Raw genomic sequence first — 17,848 nt, 5'->3', positions numbered from 1 at the left:
ACCGCTTTCGCGAGCAAGCCCGCTCCCACAGGATCAGTGCTGACCAGGGGGAGGGGCGTCAGATCACCCGCGGTGACGACCACGGAAGTAGTTGATCAGGCCTTGGGTGGAAGCATCGTCGGCCGGGGTTTCTTCGCTGCCGACCAGGCGGTTGTAGACGCCTTTGCCCAGCTCCTTGCCCAACTCCACGCCCCACTGGTCGAAGGCATTGATGCCCCAGACCACGCTTTGCACGAAGACTTTGTGTTCGTACATCGCCACCAGTGCGCCGAGGCGACGCGGGCTGATGCGCTCGACCACCAGGGTATTGCTCGGACGGTTGCCCGGAATCACCTTGTGCGCTGCAAGCTTTTTCACCTCGGCTTCACTCATGCCTTTGTCGCGCAGCTCTGCCTCGGCTTCGGCAAGGGTCTTGCCGAGCATCAGCGCCTGGCTTTGCGACAGGCAGTTGGCGTACAGCCATTGGTGGTGGTCGGACACCGGGTTGAAGCTGACGATCGGCACAATGAAATCGGCCGGGATCAGTTGGGTGCCCTGGTGCAGCAACTGGTGGTAAGCATGCTGACCGTTGCAGCCGACGCCGCCCCAGATCACCGGGCCGGTATCGGTGGACACCGGCGTGCCGTCCTGGCGTACGCTCTTGCCGTTGGATTCCATGTCCAGCTGTTGCAAGTGCTTGGTGATGTTGCGCAGGTAGTGGTCGTACGGCAGGATCGCGTGGCTCTGCGCGCCCCAGAAGTTGCCGTACCAGACGCCGAGCAACGCCAGCAGCACTGGCATGTTCTGTTCGAATGGGGCGCTCTGGAAATGCTGGTCCATGGTGTAGGCACCGGACAGCAGCTCCTTGAAGTTCGACATACCGATGGCCAGGGCAATCGGCAAACCGATGGCCGACCACAGCGAGTAACGGCCGCCGACCCAGTCCCACATCGGGAAGATGTTCTCTTCGCGGATACCGAACGCCACGGCCGCCGCGTTGTTGCTGGAAACGGCGATGAAGTGACGGTACAGCTCGGCTTCCGAACCACCCTGAGCCAGGTACCAGGCGCGGGCGGCCTGGGCGTTTTTCAGGGTTTCGAGGGTGTTGAAGGATTTCGACGAGACGATGAACAGCGTGGTCTCGGCGCGCAGCTTCATGGTCAGCTCGTGGAATTCACTGCCGTCGATGTTCGCCAGGTAATGGCAACGCACGCCTTTCTGGGCGTAGGACAGCAGCGCTTCGGACACCAGCTCAGGGCCGAGGAACGAACCACCGATGCCGATGTTCACCACGTCAGTGATTGGCTTCTCGGTGTAACCGCGCCACAGACCATCGTGGATCCGGCCCACGAGGTCGGTGATCTGGTTCAGCACCTTGTGCACGTCAGGCATCACGTTGACGCCGTTGACCGACAGTTTGTCTCCCACTGGGCGGCGCAGTGCAGTGTGCAGGGCCGGACGCCCTTCGGAAGCGTTGACGATTTCGCCCTCGAACAGCGCCTTGATCGCGCCTTTGAGGTCGACTTCGTTGGCCAGACCCACCAGCAGGTTGCGGGTCTCGGCGTTGATCAGGTTCTTCGAGTAGTCGAGAAACAGGCCGCAGCTGCTGAGGGTGAATTGAGTAAAACGCTGCGGATCAGCATTAAAGGCTTCGCGCATGCTGAAATCCTGCATGGCTTGGCGGTGGTCATTCAGCGCTTGCCAAGCGGGCAGAGCGGTAACGTCGTGAGGAGTGCGGTAATACGCCATCGCTGCGGTTTTCCTTTTACTTGAACGGCCTTTTGAACACTAAAAAACCCGGAGCGCTGCGGGTGGGCGTCCGGTCAACTGCGTCGACACGATTTCTGGCGCAGGGCGAATACAGTAAACCTCGCGCTGCAATCTGTCTTGACTTTGTCTGACCTGCTCTCGGTACTTTTTTAACATTCAACCGAGAGTGGTCCGACAAACGGAAGGCTTGCAGCAGGGCGCGGTGAGGTCAGGCGACCTGAACCGGAATGGCGTTGCTGGTGTGGCTCAGTTCGTTACCCGGCGCCATGTAGAGCATGCGCGGCTTGAAGTTGAGCAGTTCGGCTTCGCTGTAGTGGGCGTAAGCGCAGATGATCACGCGGTCGCCGACCTTGGCCTTGTGGGCCGCGGCACCGTTGACAGAGATCATGCGCGAACCTTCTTCGCCACGAATCGCGTAGGTGGTGAAGCGTTCGCCGTTGTCGATGTTGTAGATCTGGATCTGTTCGTACTCACGGATACCAGACAAATCCAGCCATTCACCGTCGATGGCGCAAGAGCCTTCGTAATCGAGTACAGCATGGGTGACTTCGGCGCGATGCAGCTTGGCCTTGAGCATGATGGCGTGCATGAGTGTTTCCCCGGGTCGGAATCGAACGGGGGGCAGTTTGCCCGAAGGCTTTGTGGGCGGCAATACAGTCTGGAAACGACGTCGACCTAATGTGGGAGCGGGCTTGCTCGCGAAGAGGCCAGCACATCCAACATCGTCATTGAATGTGCTGGCCTCTTCCCGAGCAAGCCCGCTCCCACAGGGGGAGTTATGCGGGTGCGTCGAGGTTCAGATGCAGGTTGTCGATCAACCGCGTCGTGCCCAGGAACGCCGCTACCAGAATCACCAGATCCCGATCTTCGGTCGTCGCCGGACGCAAGGTCAGCGCATGGCGAATTTCCAGGTAATCCGGACGCAGGCCGGCGGCTTCCAGTTGCTTGATCTGCTCGTTGATCAGCGAGGGGTAGTCGCGTTCTCCCTGTTTGATCGCGTCGCTGATCCGGGTCAGGGTGCGATAGACCTCCGGCGCGATGGCCCGCTGTTCTTCGCTGAGAAAACCATTGCGCGACGACAGCGCGAGACCGTCGGCGGCCCGTACGGTCGGTTCGCCGATGATCTGGATCGGCATGTTCAGGTCGTGCACCAGGGCGCGAATCACCGCCAGTTGCTGGAAGTCTTTCTGGCCAAAGATCGCCAGGTCCGGCTGGACCATGTTGAACAGTTTGCTGACTACCGTCGCGACGCCTTCGAAATGCCCCGGACGGCTGGCGCCGCACAGGCCTTCAGACAGTTGCGGAACACTGACGCGGGTCTGGCCGGCCATGCCGTCGGGGTACATTTCTTCGACGGTCGGGGCAAACAGCAGATGGCAACCGGCCTGGAGCAGTTTTTCCTGATCGGCAGCCAGGGTTCTCGGGTATTTGTCGAGGTCTTCGCCGGCGCCGAATTGCAGCGGGTTGACGAAAATGCTCGCGACCACGAAATCCACCCGTTGGGTGGCTTTGGTAATCAGCGCGATATGCCCGCTGTGCAGGTTGCCCATGGTCGGCACAAAGCCGATGCGCTTGCCTTCGCTACGGGCGCGGGCCACCGCGGCCCGCAGTTCGCGTACGGTTTTTACGGTGTTCATGCAGAGAATCCGTGTTCGAGGCCAGGGAAAGTCGCCGCTTTGACTTCAGTGACGTAAGCGCTCAAGGCTGCTTGAATGCTGGTTTGGTCGGTCATGAAGTTCTTCACGAACTTTGGTACGCGGCCGGTAATGGACAAGCCCAGCATGTCGTGCAGGACCAGGACCTGACCGTCGGTGCCATTGCCGGCGCCGATGCCGATTACCGGGATCTTCACTGCCTGGCTGATTTCTTCGGCCAGTTCGCTCGGCACGCATTCGAGCAGCAGCATGGCCGCGCCGGCCTGTTCCAGGGAAATCGCGTCGGCACGCATCTGCCGTGCCTGGTTCTCGTTGCGGCCCTGGACTTTATAGCCACCAAGGATGTTCACCGATTGCGGCGTCAGCCCCATGTGCGCGCACACCGGGATACCGCGTTCGGCCAACAGACGGATCGAGTCCGCGAGCCACAATGCCCCTTCAACCTTGACCATGTGCGCACCGGCCTGCATCAACAGGGCGCTGTTGGTCATGGTTTGATCGAGGGTGGCATAGGCCATGAAGGGCAGATCGGCGAGGATCAGGGCATCGGTGTTGCCGCGTTTGACGGCTGCCACGTGGTAGGCCATTTCAGCAGTGGTCACCGGCAGGGTGCTGTCGTGACCTTGCAAGACCATGCCGAGGGAGTCGCCCACCAGCAGCACTTCAACCCCGGCCTCATTGCAGGCGTGGGCGAAGGTCGCGTCATAGCAGGTCAGCATGGTGATCTTTTCACCTTTCTGCTTGAGGCTCTGGAGCGTGGTCAGGGTGATGGCTGGCATGAAAAAAATCCTCATTACAGGCGCTATGAAAACTACTGCGAGTAACGCGCGTGATTCGTCATTTATACAGGCGCACCCTCTTTCGTGGTGCTTGTAAGGCCTGGACTGCGCCCTTTAGCGCCGCGTTGGCGGCAGCGGGACGCCTATAGTCGTGAGGAGAACCCGGGAAGTCAATTGCATGTGTTACCGCATTGTTACGTGTGGGGTGTTACCGACGTTACTGATGCGATTCAGCAGGTATTTGTGAGGCGAGATCTGGCACCGGCCACAAAACCAATGTGGGAGCGGGCTTGCTCGCGAAAGCGGAGTGTCAGTCAACATCAATGTCGAATGATAAGCCGTCTTCGCGAGCAAGCCCGCTCCCACAAGGGATTAGCGTTAAATCGGCGGCAGGCGTTCCAGGCCGACGAACGGGCAGGCAGCGAGTAATTCCGCGAGGGTGCGGCCATCGGCCAGGCGCAAGTCCGCCGGTGCCAGTTCGGCCAGCGGATAGAGCACAAAGGCTCGTTCCTGCAGGTGATAGTGAGGGACTTTGAGGCGGGGTTCGTCGATCAGTCGATCACCGAACAGCACGATGTCCAGATCCAGCGTGCGCGGGCCCCAGCGTTCAAGACGTTGGCGGCCTTGTCCGTTCTCGATGGCTTGCAGGGCATCGAGCAGCTCCAGCGGCGCGAGGCTGCTATCGAGGGCCGCCACCGCGTTGGTATAACGCGGTTGGCCGGGCAGCAGCGAGTCGCTTTGATAAAACCCGGAAACCCCGACCAGTTCGGTCTGCGGCAATCGCGCCAAGGCCTCGACAGCGCTGCGCAACTGTTCGGCGGGGTCAGCCAGATTGCTGCCCATGCCGATGTAGATGCGTTCCATGGCTTATTCGCCTGTCGTGCTCGAAGCGCCGGCAGCGCGTTTGCGCTTGGCACCGCCACTGCGGCGACGTTTGCGCGGAGCCCCACTGCCATCGTCCTTACCACTTAGGTCGCGGATCATGTCCCGACGTTCGCTGTCGTTGGCGTCCTGATAGTCGGTCCACCACTCGCCCAGGCCATCGGTCTGTTCGCCAGCGCTTTCGCGCAGCAGCAGGAAGTCGTAACCGGCACGGAACCGCGGGTTGTCCAGCAATAGGTCGGCCCGCTTGCCGCTGCGACGCGGCAGACGCTCCTGCATGTCCCAGATCTCGCGGATCGGCATGGTGAAGCGTTTCGGAATCGCAATACGCTGGCACTGTTCGGCAATCAACTCGTGCGCTGCTTCCTGCATCGCCGGAATCGGCGGCATGCCACGTTCTTGCAAGCGCAGCACGCGGGCCGGCAGGGCAGGCCAGAGCAGGGCGGCGAACAGGAACGCCGGGGTGACCGGTTTGTTCTGCTTGATCCGCAAGTCCGTGTTGATCAGTGCTTCACTGATCAGCGTGTGGGTGTACGTCGGGTTGTATTCCAGCGCCTCGGCACTGGCCGGGAACAGCGGATCGAACAGCTGCAGGTCGACCAGCATCTCGAAGGTGTCCGCAGCGTGGCCGGAGAGGAACAGCTTGAGCACTTCTTCAAACAGACGGGCTGACGGGATCTCGCGCAGCATCGGTGCCAGATCGCGGATCGGTAGGGCGCTGTGCTTCTCTATGCCGAAATTCAGCTTGGCGGCGAAACGCACGGCCCGCAGCATCCGCACCGGGTCTTCCTGGTAGCGCTGCTTCGGATCGCCGATCAGGCGAATCAGGTGATTGCGGATGTCGTGTACGCCATTGGCGTAGTCGAGAATGCGCTCGCTGACCGGATCGTAATACAAGGCGTTGATGGTGAAGTCGCGGCGTTGCGCGTCTTCTTCCAGGGTGCCGTAGACGTTATCGCGCAGGATGCGCCCGCTTTCGTTGCGGGAAGACTGGTTGCTGTCTTCGTCCTCGTCGTTTTGCGGGTGATTGGCGCGGAAGGTCGCGACTTCGATGATTTCGCGGCCAAAGTGGATATGCACCAGTTTGAAGCGACGACCAATGATCCGCGCGTTGCGGAATTCGGCGCGTACCTGTTCAGGGGTGGCACTGGTGGCGACGTCGAAATCTTTCGGCGTGATGCCGAGCAGCATGTCACGCACGCAGCCGCCGACCAGGTAAGCCTGGTAACCGGCGTTCTGCAAGCGTTCGACGATGTTGACCGCGTAACGGCTGAATTGCGCCTTTTGCAGCGAATGTTGGCCGCTATTGAGCACTTCAGGCGTGCTGCGGATGTGTTGCGTACGACGCAGGGGAGAACGGAATGACTGGAACAGCTTCTTCAGCATGGGATGCACTGTTTGAAGGAATGTTCGGCCATAACGAAGAATGACCGCATGATGGGCCGGGATTCTAGCATTTAGTCGGGGGATGGTGTAGGAAGCTGCGAAACCACTTGAAGGGCATGTCGTAGCGGCGAGAATGCTGAACGCCAGAAACCACAAGGGGAGCCGAAGCTCCCCCAGAAGTAGTTGCGTGCTCTATTTTTATTATTGGTTTCGGGCTTCTTGTTTTTGTTGAGCGCCCTCGCCATGAAGTTTTCCTTCATGACCCTCCCAATCGGGAGCCAAGAGCAAACGGATTGCTTTGGTCGCTGTGTTGCTATGATCGTGTGATCCAACCAGTTCAGGCACTGTCTCGGGACAGTTTTTTATTGTTCTCAGCCTGGTTGCGGGGCATGCCCCAAATGCAACGCCTCTCCAAAAGAATCAGTTAGCTACGCCTCTCGCCGTCTTGTTTTTATTGTGCGTGAGTCGATTCGTCTTATTTTTATTGTCTTGTGCATTACTTGTTATTGTTCTTGTACTGAACATATAGCAGGGTGCGTGCCAACTTTTGTGAAGTCCAATAAAACAAGGGGTTAGGCGGGCTAATGGGGCTTTTCGAGGTCAAAAAAAACCGGGGCTTCGTTACCGTAAGCCCCGGCTTCTGTTACGTGAAAAAGCTGAGGTAACAGTTTTTCCACAATGTCACGTGTTACCCGCGCATCTGACAGGCGCAGTTCAGCTCTCGCTGGCCACCCCGGTCTTGCGCCGCGGGATGCCCAGGCGCTGACGGCGTTCCCACAAGCATTTGCGACTGACCCCGAGTTTGCGGGCCAGTTCGGTTTCGGTCATGTGATCCTGATGCTCGAGCACGAAGTGCTGGAAGTAGTCTTCCAGGGACAGATCTTCGGTCGGTTCGTGGCTGGTGTTACCGGCGTTGTTGCCCTGCTGGGGCGCGAGGCCAATGAAGTCGTCGTCTTCCAGATCGCTGAGTTCGATGTCGATGCCCAGCAGCTCGGCGGAAATTTCCGGGCTCTCGCAGAGAATCACCGCACGCTCGACCGCGTTTTCCAGTTCGCGAACGTTACCCGGCCAAGAGTAATGCCGGATCGCCTGCTCGGCATCCGGGGCAAATTTCAGGTCGGTGCGGTTGACCCGCGCGCTCTGCCGCGCCAGGAACGCATTGGCAATTTCGTTGACGTCCGCACCGCGCTCGCGCAGGGCCGGCAGTTTCAGGGCGATCACGTGGAGGCGGTAATACAAGTCTTCACGGAACTGGCCGATCTTCGCCAGGCTCTTGAGGTCCCGGTGGGTCGCGGCGATCAGGCGTACATCGACCTTCTGCGACTGGACCGAGCCAACCCGGCGGATTTCACCTTCCTGCAATACGCGCAACAGGCGGGCCTGGGCTTCCAGTGGCAGTTCACCGATTTCATCGAGGAACAAGGTGCCGCCGTCAGCCGCTTCCACCAACCCGGCACGCCCGGCGCTGGCGCCGGTAAACGCGCCTTTTTCGTGGCCGAACAGTTCGGACTCGATCAGGCTTTCCGGGATGGCTGCGCAGTTCACCGAAATCATCGGTGCCTTGGCGCGTTTGGACAGGTTGTGAAGGGCACGTGCTACCAGTTCTTTACCAGTACCGGATTCGCCCTGGATCAGGACATTGGAATCGGTCGGCGCGACTTTACGGATTTTGCTGTACAGGTCCTGCATCGGCGGGCAAGAACCGATGATGCCGATTTCGCCGTTGCTGTTGTCGACACCGCTTTTGGCTGCGGCGCCATTGGACGCTTTGCCGACGACCGGCTCACCGCTGGCTTGCGCCGATTGCCGGTCACGCAGGATTCGCGCGACGGCCTGGAGCATCTCGTCGTGATCGAAAGGCTTGGCGATGTAGTCCACCGCGCCCATTTTCATGGAGTCGACGGCCGAACGCAGGCTGGCGTAACTGGTCATGATCAGCACCGGAGTGCCCTGGCCGAGTTTGATCAACTCGGTACCCGGCGCGCCCGGCAGGCGCAGGTCACTGACGATCAGGTCAAACGTGGGAATGCTGAAACGCTCTTGTGCTTCCTGCACGGATCCGGCTTCGCTGACCTGGTACTGGTTACGTTCCAGCAGACGGCGCAAGGCGGAGCGGATAATTGTTTCGTCTTCGACGATCAAAATGTGCGGCATTGATTCGATACTCTCGACGGTCTCAGTTCACAGCGGACGTCGCTTCGACATGACGCGGTAAGGTCACCCGGATACGGGTGCCGCGTTGGCTTTGAACATCAGCCGGGCTGTCGATGGTGATTTGTCCATAATGCTCTTCAACGATGGAATAGACCAGTGCAAGGCCCAGACCGGTGCCTTCGCCAGGATCCTTGGTGGTGAAGAAAGGTTCGAACAGTCGGTCCATGATGCTCGAGGGAATACCGCTGCCTTCGTCTTCGACGATCAGATCGACCGTGTGTTCGCCGGCTTCGCTCTTGACGCGCACCGCACTGCCCGGAGGCGAGGCGTCACGGGCGTTTGAGAGCAGATTGATCAATACCTGGGCGAGCCGCTGCGGGTCGCCTTCGACCCAGTGATCGGGGTCGCACAGGTTGTAGAACTGGACTTCGAAATTGCGCCGGTTCAAGGCCAGCAGGCCGATGGCATCCTGGGCCACTTCCGCCAGACAAACGGGCTCGTCGCTGTGCTGATGACCACCCGCGTGGGCGAAGCTCATCAGCGATTGAACGATGCGTGATACGCGTTTGGTCTGCTCCAGGATCTGTCCGCTGATTTCCGTGAGTTCGGCATCTTCTTCACGCTCTTCGCGCAGGTTTTGCGCAAGACAGGCTATGCCGGTGATCGGGTTACCGATTTCATGGGCTACGCCGGCCGCCAGTCGGCCGATACTGGCCAAGCGCTCGGAGTGCACCAGTTTGTCTTCGAGCATCTGGGTTTCGGTCAGGTCTTCCACCAGCAGCACCAGGCCGCTGTTACCCGGCGCCAGCGGTTCGTCGATCGCCGCTTTGTGCAGGTTCAGCCAGCGGGTCTGGCCGTCGAGGGCCAGGTGCTGCTTGTGCAAGTGTTCGTCCGGCAGATTGATGAAGCCTTGCAGCAGCTCTTTCCATGGATCGGCAATGGTACTCAGGCGCGAACCGACCACGCGCTGCGCGGCAATCCCGGTCAGCTCCTCCATGGCTTTGTTCCACATGAGGATTTCCTGATCCTTGGCCAGCGAACACACGCCCATCGGCAGTTCCTGCAGGGTTTGGCGGTGGTAGCGGCGCAGGGCATCGAGTTCGGCGGCAAGGCCGGTGAGGCGCGAGTGGTAATCCTCGAGGCGACTTTCGATGAAGTGGATGTCTTCGGTGACGTAGTTTTCGCCGCCGGCCTTATAGGGCAGGAAGGTTTCGACCATGTCCTGCGCCACACTCGGACCCATCAGGCCGGAGAGGTTGGCTTCGATACGGTCACGCAAACGACGCAAGGCGTAAGGCCGGCGTTCGTCGAACGGCAGATAAAGGTCACGCAGCGCTTGTTCGACTTCTTTCTGCGCTGCCTTGGCGCCCAGCGGTTTGGCCAGTTGCGTGGCAAATTCCTGAGGCGAGGCGGCATGCAGTTCGCGGCGTTGCGGGCGGCGAACATTGTCCACCGCGCAGGCTTCGGCGGCGCTGGCCTCTTCTGGGCTGGCGTTGGTGAACAGTGAGATCAGGGTGAACATCAGCACGTTGGCGGCCAGCGAGGCAATCGCCGCCATATGCCAGCTGGTGTCGTCCAGCACGTAAATCATGTTCAGCAACGGAATGTAGAAGCCTTGCAGATTGCCGACCAGCGGCAGCAGCATGGTCACCAGCCACACCAGAATCCCCGCCAGGAGGCCTGCGATGAAGCCGCGACGGTTGGCGGTCGGCCAGTACAGCACCGACAACACCCCCGGCAGGAACTGCAAGGTGGCGACGAAGGCGACGATGCCGAGATTGGCCAGGTCCTGTTCCGCGCCCAGCATCAGGTAGAAACCGTAGCCGGCCATGATGATCGCGACGATCAGCGCCCGGCGGGTCCATTTCAGCCAGCGGTAGATATTGCCCTCGGCCGGCGGCTGATAGAGCGGCAGCACCAAGTGGTTCAGTGCCATCCCGGACAGCGCCAGCGTAGTAACGATGATCAGCCCGCTGGCCGCCGACAATCCACCGACATACGCCAACAGCGCCAGGGCTTTGCTGTTGGCGGCGATGCCGATGCCCAAGGTGAAATATTCCGGGTTGGTGGTGGCGCCGAGTTTCAGCCCGGCCCAGAGAATCAACGGCACTGCCAGGCTCATCAGCAGCAGGAACAGCGGCAAGCCCCAGCTCGCACTGACCAGCGAACGCGGGTTGAGGTTTTCAGTAAAGGTCATGTGGTACATGTGCGGCATGACGATCGCCGAGGCGAAGAACACCAGCAGCAGCGTGCGCCATGGACCTTCCTGCAATGGCGTGTGCAAGGCGGCGAGGGCGGTCTGGTTTTGCAGCAGCCAAAGCTCAAGCTGTTGCGGGCCGTCGAACACGCCATAAAGTGCATACAGGCCGACGCCGCCAATCGCGATCAGCTTGATCACCGACTCGAAGGCAATCGCGAACACCAGGCCTTCATGTTTCTCACGGGTGGCGATGTGGCGCGAGCCGAAGAAAATCGTGAACAGCGTAATCAGCGCGCAGAAACTCAGGGCCACGCGATGCTGCACCGGCTCGCGAGTGAGGATGCCGATGGAGTCGGCCACCGCCTGAATCTGCAATGCCAGCAACGGCAGCACGCCGACCAGCATGAAAACCGTCGTCAACGCACCGGCCCAGGTACTGCGAAAACGGAACGCAAACAGATCGGCCAGCGACGAGAGTTGGTAAGTGCGGGTGATCTTCAGGATCGGGTACAAAAGCACCGGCGCCAGCAGAAACGCCCCGGATACCCCGAGGTAGCTGGACAGAAAACCGTAGCCGTACTGATAGGCCAGGCCCACCGTGCCGTAAAACGCCCAGGCACTGGCATAAACACCCAGCGACAGGGTGTAGGTCAGCGGATGGCGAATGATCGCCCGGGGGATCATGCCCCGTTCACTGATCCAGGCTACACCGAACAGCACCGCCAGGTACGCGGCGCTGATCAGGATCATCTGGGTCAGGCTAAAGCTCATCGGCATCTTTTTGGCTCTGCAGGATGAAGGTCACGACGATCAGAATCAGCCAGAGCAAATAAGGGCGATACCAGGCGCCAGTGGCGTCGATCCACCAATCCATGATGGCCGGGGAAAACAGATAAATCCCCACTACCAGGAGCAGGACCAAGCGATAGATGTACATCCCGGCCTCTCTCTTTTATGCGCGTGCCCGAAAACGTGCGGCGATGGTAACGGATGGGTGCGCCACTGCAAGTGGCATCACTGCAGTTGCGCTTCGGGCAAGGTCAGTGTGCGCGGGATCAGCGACGCATCCCAGTGGGCAATACCCCAATTCAGCACTTCCCGAGGCGTGGCGTCATTGAGTTCGATAACGGGAGTGTGCCCCAGCGCCCGCAGTGCGCGCAGTAACAGCGGTGTAGCCTGATCTTCGGTCAGCGGTGGCGAGCGATAGGATTTTCCGAGTTTGTGGCCGTCCGGCTGGGTAATCAGCGGGATGTGCAGATAGCGCGGTTGCGGCAGGCCGAGCAATTCTTGCAGATAGAGCTGGCGTGGCGTGGAGTCCAGCAGGTCGGCGCCGCGCACGATATCGGTAATGCCTTGCCAGGCATCGTCCAGGACTACCGCCAATTGGTAGGCATAAAGCCCGTCGCGGCGACGAATCACGAAGTCGCCGACCTCGCGGCCCAGGTGTTGACGGAATTCGCCCTGCACCCGGTCGATGAAGTGGTATTCCAGCTCCGGTACGCGCACGCGGATCGCCGCGTCCTCGGTACCGTGCCCCGCGTTGCGGCAGAATCCGGGATAGATGCCATGATACGGCTCCAGTTGCTTGCGCGAGCAGGTGCATGCGTAGGCCAGGCCCTGGCTGAACAGGCGATTGAGGACTTCGGCGTAAGCCGCGTGGCGGTCACTCTGTCGGACCATCTCGCCATCCCACTCGAAGCCGTAGCTTTCCAGCGCCTTGAGAATCGCCGCCTGGGCGCCGGGCTCTTCCCGAGGCGGATCGAGATCTTCCATGCGCACCAGCCAGCGACCACCGACCGAACGGGCGTCGAGGTACGAGGCCAGTGCGGCCACCAGCGAACCGAAATGCAGATGCCCGCTGGGCGTGGGGGCGAAGCGGCCGATGTAGGCAGAAGGGGGGATGATCATGAGGGCAATATTACTTGGTCTGGGCTAGAGCCAGCCACCTTGTGGGAGCGAGCCTGCTCGCGATAGCAATAGATCAGTCAGTATTGATGTGAATGTAACGCCGCTATCGCGAGACCCACAGAAACAAAAAACGGAGCGTTCGCACGCTCCGTTTTTCGTTCAGGTCGAGATTACTTGCCGACTTGCTTTTCCTTGATTTCCGCCAGGGTCTTGCAGTCAACGCACATGTCGGCGGTAGGGCGGGCTTCCAGTCGCTTGACGCCGATTTCGACGCCGCAGGACTCGCACCAACCGTATTCTTCGTCTTCGATCAATTGCAGGGTCTTGTCGATTTTCTTGATCAGCTTGCGCTCGCGGTCGCGGGCGCGCAATTCGAGGCTGAATTCCTCTTCCTGGCTGGCACGGTCTGCCGGGTCAGGGAAGTTGGCCGCTTCGTCCTTCATGTGATCAACGGTACGGTCGACTTCCTGCATCAAGTCCTGTTTCCACTTGTTCAGGATCTTGGTGAAGTGAGCGCGCATGGGCTTGCCCATGTACTCTTCGCCCTTCACTTCTTTGTAGGGTTCGAAGCCACTGATCGACTGGACTGCCTGTTGCTTTGCTTGGGTGGACATGAAATAGACCGCCTCTACTCTTGTAATCCATTGCGCAGGATTGCTCCATCACCGACACCTGCCGGCCCTGCGGCTGCAAGCGGGCGAACTTACCAGATCAAATCGGACCGCGCTACTCCCGGATGTCGAGCCCGCGGCCCGTGGTGCTTGCAAAAGATTGCAAAGCCTTGTCTGGCGGCTAAGGAGACCTGATCAATTATTGATTTTAGTCAAACTTGGGACATACGCTTGGATCGATTGAGACCAGCATTATATGGGCTCTGACCGCTTTAGACTCTCGCTCGTTCCTGCGCTTGGGTAGAATCGATTCTTTTCCCCCGTTGTAAGGAAGGCTAAATGGCTCTGTCCTACAGTGCGCGCAGTCGCGCGATCGAACCGTTCCACGTCATGGCCCTGCTGGCGCGGGCCAACGAGCTGCAAGCGGCCGGCCACGACGTGATTCACCTGGAAATCGGCGAGCCGGACTTCACCACCGCCGAGCCTATCATCCAGGCCGGCCAGGCTGCGCTAACGGCGGGGAAGACCCGTTACACCGCCGCTCGCGGCATCCCTGAGCTGCGTGAGGCCATTTCGGGTTTTTATCAGCAGCGCTACGGGCTGAACATCGATCCGCAACGCATCCTGATCACGCCTGGCGGTTCAGGCGCATTGCTGTTGGCCAGTGCCTTGCTGGTGGACCCAGGCAAGCACTGGCTGCTGGCCGACCCGGGTTACCCGTGCAACCGGCACTTCCTGCGCCTGGTGGAAGGTGCGGCGCAGCTGGTGCCGGTCGGCCCGGACGTGCGTTATCAACTGACCCCGGACCTGGTCGCGCGTCACTGGGATCACGACAGCGTCGGCGCTCTGGTCGCATCGCCGGCCAACCCCACCGGGACCATCCTGACCCGCGATGAGTTGGCCGGGCTGTCCGCGGCGATCAAGGCCCGTCATGGTCATTTGGTGGTCGACGAGATCTACCACGGCCTGACTTACGGCACGGATGCCGCCAGCGTGCTGGAAGTCGATGACAGTGCCTTCGTCCTCAATAGTTTTTCCAAGTATTTCGGCATGACCGGCTGGCGCCTCGGATGGCTGGTGGCGCCTGAAGCGGCGGTCGGTGAGCTGGAGAAACTTGCCCAGAACCTCTACATCAGCGCACCGAGCATGGCCCAGCACGCGGCATTGGCCTGCTTCGAACCTGCCACCATCAGCATTTTCGAGGAGCGCCGCGCCGAGTTCGGTCGACGTCGTGACTTCCTCCTGCCAGCCCTGCGGGAATTGGGTTTCGGTATCGCCGTAGAACCGGAAGGTGCGTTCTATTTGTACGCCGATATCAGCAAGTTCGGCGGTGATGCCTTCGCGTTCTGCCGACACTTTCTCGAAACCGAGCACGTTGCGATTACCCCGGGCCTGGACTTCGGGCGTCATCAAGCCGGGCATCATGTGCGGTTTGCCTACACCCAAAGCCTTCCGCGCTTGCAAGAAGCAGTCGAACGGATCGCTCGCGGTTTGAAGAGCTGGCAAGGCTGATGCGCTTTCATCCTCCCCTCGAAGAAGGTCGCTTGATTCGTCGCTACAAGCGTTTTCTTGCCGATATCGAAACCGTTGGCGGCGAGTTGCTGACCATTCACTGCCCGAATACCGGTTCGATGCTTAATTGCCAGGTCGAGGGCGGGCAGGTCTGGTTCAGCCGCTCCACCGACCCCAAGCGCAAGTTGCCCGGCACTTGGGAAGTTGGCGAAACCCCACAGGGGCGGCTGTTTTGCGTGAACACCGGGCGCGCCAATGGCCTGATCGAGGAGGCGTTGCGGGCTGGCGTTATCAGCGAGTTGAACGGCTTTACCGAGCTGAAGCGCGAAGTGGCCTATGGTCAGGAAAGCAGCCGCATCGATTTCCGTCTCGATTACCCGAGTGGGCCGGCGTATGTGGAAGTCAAAAGCGTCACCCTGGGCTTCGATGGCTCGGCGGTGGCGGCATTTCCTGATGCGGTGACCCAGCGTGGGGCCAAACATTTGCGCGAACTGGCGCATTTGGCCCGGGACGGGATTCGTGCAGTGCAGTTGTATTGCGTGAACCTGACCGGCGTTGACTCCGTGCGTCCGGCAGAGGAAATCGATTCGGTCTACGCGGCAGCCTTGCGCGAAGCGGTGGAGTGCGGGGTCGAAGTGCTTGCGTATGGCGTGCGCTTGACCCACGAAGAGATGGTGGTGGACCGGCGGCTGGATGTGTTGTTGAACGGTTAGAGCGTGACCCAGATTCCTTGCTCATCTTCGTGGCAGGGGATGGTGGTCAGGGATTGCCCGGCGCATGGCCCGGCAACGCATTCACCGTCTTCGATCAGAAACAGTGCGCCGTGGGTGGCGCACTGGATCAGGCTGTTGCTGGGGTCGAGAAACTGGTCGGGTTTCCATTCCAGCCCGACACCCCGGTGCGGGCAGCGATTTTCATAGACATACACCCGACCGCCCCGGCGCACGGCCAGGAGTTTCTGGCCGCCGACGTCGAAACCGCGACTGCTGGCGTCAGCCAATTCGGCGCCTGTGCAAAGAAGTTTCATGTCTATCCTCAAGTCCTGCGTCCGAGCTTGACGTTCAAATGCAAGCAATTATCAAATGGCCACTCGCCCGCAGGGCGATTACCGGATGCCGAGAATACTTGGCCTGTCATCTCGATGCCCGGGAAACCTTTAAAAGGAGGTTGTTTATGCACCTGTTCGATCCTGGTACGACTGGCCAATGACCTTTCTGGTTAAACCTCGTGCGTTGTTCATTGGCCTGAGCCTGCTGTGTTTGCTGGCGATCTGGCTGTCGCTGGCGTTGGGTTCTGTGAGCTTGCCGTTGTTCGATACGCTACGGGCGGCGCTGCGGTTGATCGGTTTGCCCATTGCACCCGACGGGTTGGAGCAGGCCGAGCTGATTCTCGGCCAGATTCGCCTGCCGCGCACTTTGTTGGGATTGGCGGTGGGCGGTGTACTGGCGCTCTCCGGCGTGGCGATGCAGGGGTTGTTTCGCAACCCGCTGGCCGACCCGGGTCTGGTGGGGGTGTCCAGCGGCGCGGCACTGGGCGCGGCCATCGCGATTGTCGGCGGCTCGGTATTCGGTGGACTGCCTGAATCCTTCGGGCCTTATTTGTTATCGGTTTGCGCGTTTCTCGGCGGGTTGGGTGTAACGGCGCTGGTCTATCGACTGGGGCGACGTGATGGTCAGACCAACGTCGCCACCATGTTGCTGGCCGGTATCGCATTGACTGCCCTGGCCGGTTCGGCGGTCGGGCTCTTCACCTATCTGGCGGATGACGCGACCCTGCGTACCCTGACGTTCTGGAACCTGGGCAGCCTTAACGGCGCCAGTTATTCGCGGCTCTGGCCGTTGCTGCTGGTGAGTATCGGTGTGGCGTTTTGGTTGCCGCGCCGGGCCAAGGCCTTGAACGCATTGTTGCTGGGTGAATCAGAGGCCGGTCACCTGGGTATCGACGTCGAAGGTCTCAAGCGCGAATTGGTGTTCTGCACGGCGTTGGGTGTCGGTGCGGCGGTAGCGGCGGCGGGGATGATCGGGTTTGTGGGGCTGGTGGTGCCGCATCTGGTGCGGCTGCTGGCGGGGCCCGATCATCGGGTGTTGTTGCCGGCGTCGGTGTTGGCAGGGGCCAGCCTTTTATTGTTGGCCGATCTGGCTGCGCGGCTGGCCCTGGCGCCAGCCGAGTTGCCAATCGGGATTGTCACGGCCTTCATAGGCGCGCCGTTCTTTCTGTATTTATTGATCAGAGGGCGTGCCTGATGTTGCGAACGCAGAACTTGCAAATCCGCCGCGCTCGAAAGATTGTGCTGACGGACATCACCCTTGAGCTTAAACCGGGGGAAGTTCTCGGCGTGCTGGGCCCCAACGGTGCCGGTAAAAGTACGTTGCTCGGCGCCCTGTGCGGCGAATTGCATGCGGAGCACGGCAGTGTCTGGCTCGATGAACGTGAGTTGAGTCATTGGGCCGGGGTGCAGCGAGCCCGGCGTTTGGCAGTGTTGCCGCAAGTGTCGACCCTGGACTTTGCCTTTCGCGTTGAAGAAGTGGTCGGTATGGGGCGCCTGCCTTATCAAAGTGGCCGGGTCCGGGATGACGAGGTTGTCGCCACCGCGCTGCAGGCCGCCGATGCGGGGCACTTGAGCGGTCGCAGTTATCTGACATTGTCTGGCGGGGAACGTCAGCGGGTGCATCTGGCCCGGGTGTTGGCGCAGCTCTGGCCGGGCGAGGCGGGGCAAACGTTGTTGCTCGATGAGCCGACGTCGATGCTCGACCCGCTGCATCAGCACACCACGCTGCAAGCGGTGCGTGAATTCGCCGATCGCGGCGCAGCGGTAATGGTGATCCTGCATGATCTGAACCTAGCGGCACGTTATTGTGATCGCCTGTTACTGCTCGACGGTGGGCGTCCTGTGGCGCTGGACACGCCGGAACAGGTATTGCGCCCGGAACCGCTCAAAGCTGTGTTCGGGCTGGAAGTATTGGTGCAACCGCACCCGGAACGTGGGCATCCGCTGATCATCGCCCGCTGAGG

Annotated in this window: 16 protein-coding genes; 4 read left to right on the top strand and 12 right to left on the bottom strand. The window is 60.4% G+C overall.

Going from position 1 to position 17,848, the window contains the following annotated elements; genetic code table 11:
* Nucleotides 1-63: 63 nt before the first annotated feature.
* The 11 genes from pgi to dksA form a co-directional block, all read right to left on the bottom strand.
* Nucleotides 64-1,728: a glucose-6-phosphate isomerase gene (pgi, locus tag AC30D7_RS13095; RefSeq protein ID WP_490134337.1), complete on the bottom strand. Its 1,665-nt coding sequence runs from the start codon at nt 1,726-1,728 to the stop codon at nt 64-66.
* Nucleotides 1,729-1,957: 229 nt separating this feature from the next.
* Nucleotides 1,958-2,338 (bottom strand): aspartate 1-decarboxylase, encoded by a 381-nt coding sequence (gene panD, locus AC30D7_RS13090; protein ID WP_008153310.1) that lies wholly within the window; start codon nt 2,336-2,338, stop codon nt 1,958-1,960.
* A 187-nt stretch (nt 2,339-2,525) separates the two neighbouring features.
* On the bottom strand, nt 2,526-3,386 hold the full coding sequence (gene panC / locus AC30D7_RS13085) for a pantoate--beta-alanine ligase (protein ID WP_490134336.1): 861 nt from the start codon (nt 3,384-3,386) through the stop codon (nt 2,526-2,528).
* The gene (panB, locus tag AC30D7_RS13080; protein ID WP_490134335.1) at nt 3,383-4,183 is read right to left on the bottom strand and encodes a 3-methyl-2-oxobutanoate hydroxymethyltransferase; all 801 of its coding nucleotides are present in this window, start codon (nt 4,181-4,183) and stop codon (nt 3,383-3,385) included. Before panB ends, panC begins: the two co-directional genes overlap by 4 nt.
* A 378-nt stretch (nt 4,184-4,561) precedes the next feature.
* The gene (gene folK / locus AC30D7_RS13075) at nt 4,562-5,047 is read right to left on the bottom strand and encodes a 2-amino-4-hydroxy-6-hydroxymethyldihydropteridine diphosphokinase (RefSeq protein ID WP_490134334.1); all 486 of its coding nucleotides are present in this window, start codon (nt 5,045-5,047) and stop codon (nt 4,562-4,564) included.
* A 3-nt stretch (nt 5,048-5,050) separates the two neighbouring features.
* On the bottom strand, nt 5,051-6,451 hold the full coding sequence (locus tag AC30D7_RS13070; RefSeq protein WP_105343860.1) for a polynucleotide adenylyltransferase PcnB: 1,401 nt from the start codon (nt 6,449-6,451) through the stop codon (nt 5,051-5,053).
* Nucleotides 6,452-7,165: 714 nt separating this feature from the next.
* Nucleotides 7,166-8,605, bottom strand: coding sequence for a sigma-54-dependent transcriptional regulator (locus AC30D7_RS13065; RefSeq protein WP_490134333.1), 1,440 nt, complete (start codon nt 8,603-8,605; stop codon nt 7,166-7,168).
* Nucleotides 8,606-8,627: 22 nt separating this feature from the next.
* Complete coding sequence (locus AC30D7_RS13060; RefSeq protein WP_490134332.1) at nt 8,628-11,582, bottom strand: sensor histidine kinase; 2,955 nt, start codon at nt 11,580-11,582, stop codon at nt 8,628-8,630.
* Nucleotides 11,566-11,742 (bottom strand): hypothetical protein, encoded by a 177-nt coding sequence (locus AC30D7_RS13055; RefSeq protein ID WP_003176118.1) that lies wholly within the window; start codon nt 11,740-11,742, stop codon nt 11,566-11,568. Before AC30D7_RS13055 ends, AC30D7_RS13060 begins: the two co-directional genes overlap by 17 nt.
* A gap of 77 nt (nt 11,743-11,819) precedes the next feature.
* Nucleotides 11,820-12,713: a tRNA glutamyl-Q(34) synthetase GluQRS gene (gene gluQRS, locus AC30D7_RS13050; protein WP_490134331.1), complete on the bottom strand. Its 894-nt coding sequence runs from the start codon at nt 12,711-12,713 to the stop codon at nt 11,820-11,822.
* A 170-nt stretch (nt 12,714-12,883) separates the two neighbouring features.
* Nucleotides 12,884-13,327, bottom strand: coding sequence for an RNA polymerase-binding protein DksA (gene dksA / locus AC30D7_RS13045; RefSeq protein ID WP_490134330.1), 444 nt, complete (start codon nt 13,325-13,327; stop codon nt 12,884-12,886).
* A gap of 336 nt (nt 13,328-13,663) precedes the next feature.
* On the opposite strand from dksA, the gene AC30D7_RS13040 reads away from it, so the two are divergent.
* Together AC30D7_RS13040 and sfsA are read left to right on the top strand one after the other, a co-directional pair.
* Nucleotides 13,664-14,836, top strand: a complete 1,173-nt coding sequence (locus AC30D7_RS13040) for a pyridoxal phosphate-dependent aminotransferase (RefSeq protein WP_018930205.1) — start codon at nt 13,664-13,666, stop codon at nt 14,834-14,836.
* Nucleotides 14,836-15,549 (top strand): DNA/RNA nuclease SfsA, encoded by a 714-nt coding sequence (sfsA, locus tag AC30D7_RS13035; RefSeq protein ID WP_490134329.1) that lies wholly within the window; start codon nt 14,836-14,838, stop codon nt 15,547-15,549. The genes AC30D7_RS13040 and sfsA overlap by 1 nt, the downstream gene beginning before the upstream one ends.
* Here the strand turns inward: sfsA and AC30D7_RS13030 are convergent.
* Complete coding sequence (locus AC30D7_RS13030) at nt 15,546-15,863, bottom strand: Rieske (2Fe-2S) protein (RefSeq protein WP_490134328.1); 318 nt, start codon at nt 15,861-15,863, stop codon at nt 15,546-15,548. The genes sfsA and AC30D7_RS13030 overlap by 4 nt on opposite strands.
* Nucleotides 15,864-16,095: 232 nt before the next feature.
* Here AC30D7_RS13030 and AC30D7_RS13025 point away from each other — a divergent pair, with 232 nt between their 5' ends.
* Together AC30D7_RS13025 and AC30D7_RS13020 are read left to right on the top strand one after the other, a co-directional pair.
* Nucleotides 16,096-17,079: a FecCD family ABC transporter permease gene (locus AC30D7_RS13025; protein WP_490134426.1), complete on the top strand. Its 984-nt coding sequence runs from the start codon at nt 16,096-16,098 to the stop codon at nt 17,077-17,079.
* Nucleotides 17,079-17,846: a heme ABC transporter ATP-binding protein gene (locus tag AC30D7_RS13020; RefSeq protein WP_490134327.1), complete on the top strand. Its 768-nt coding sequence runs from the start codon at nt 17,079-17,081 to the stop codon at nt 17,844-17,846. Before AC30D7_RS13025 ends, AC30D7_RS13020 begins: the two co-directional genes overlap by 1 nt.
* Nucleotides 17,847-17,848: the final 2 nt, after the last annotated feature.

The sequence above is a fragment of the Pseudomonas sp. DF5 genome, from assembly GCF_058148225.1.
This window is presented reverse-complemented; position numbering and strand designations above follow the sequence as displayed.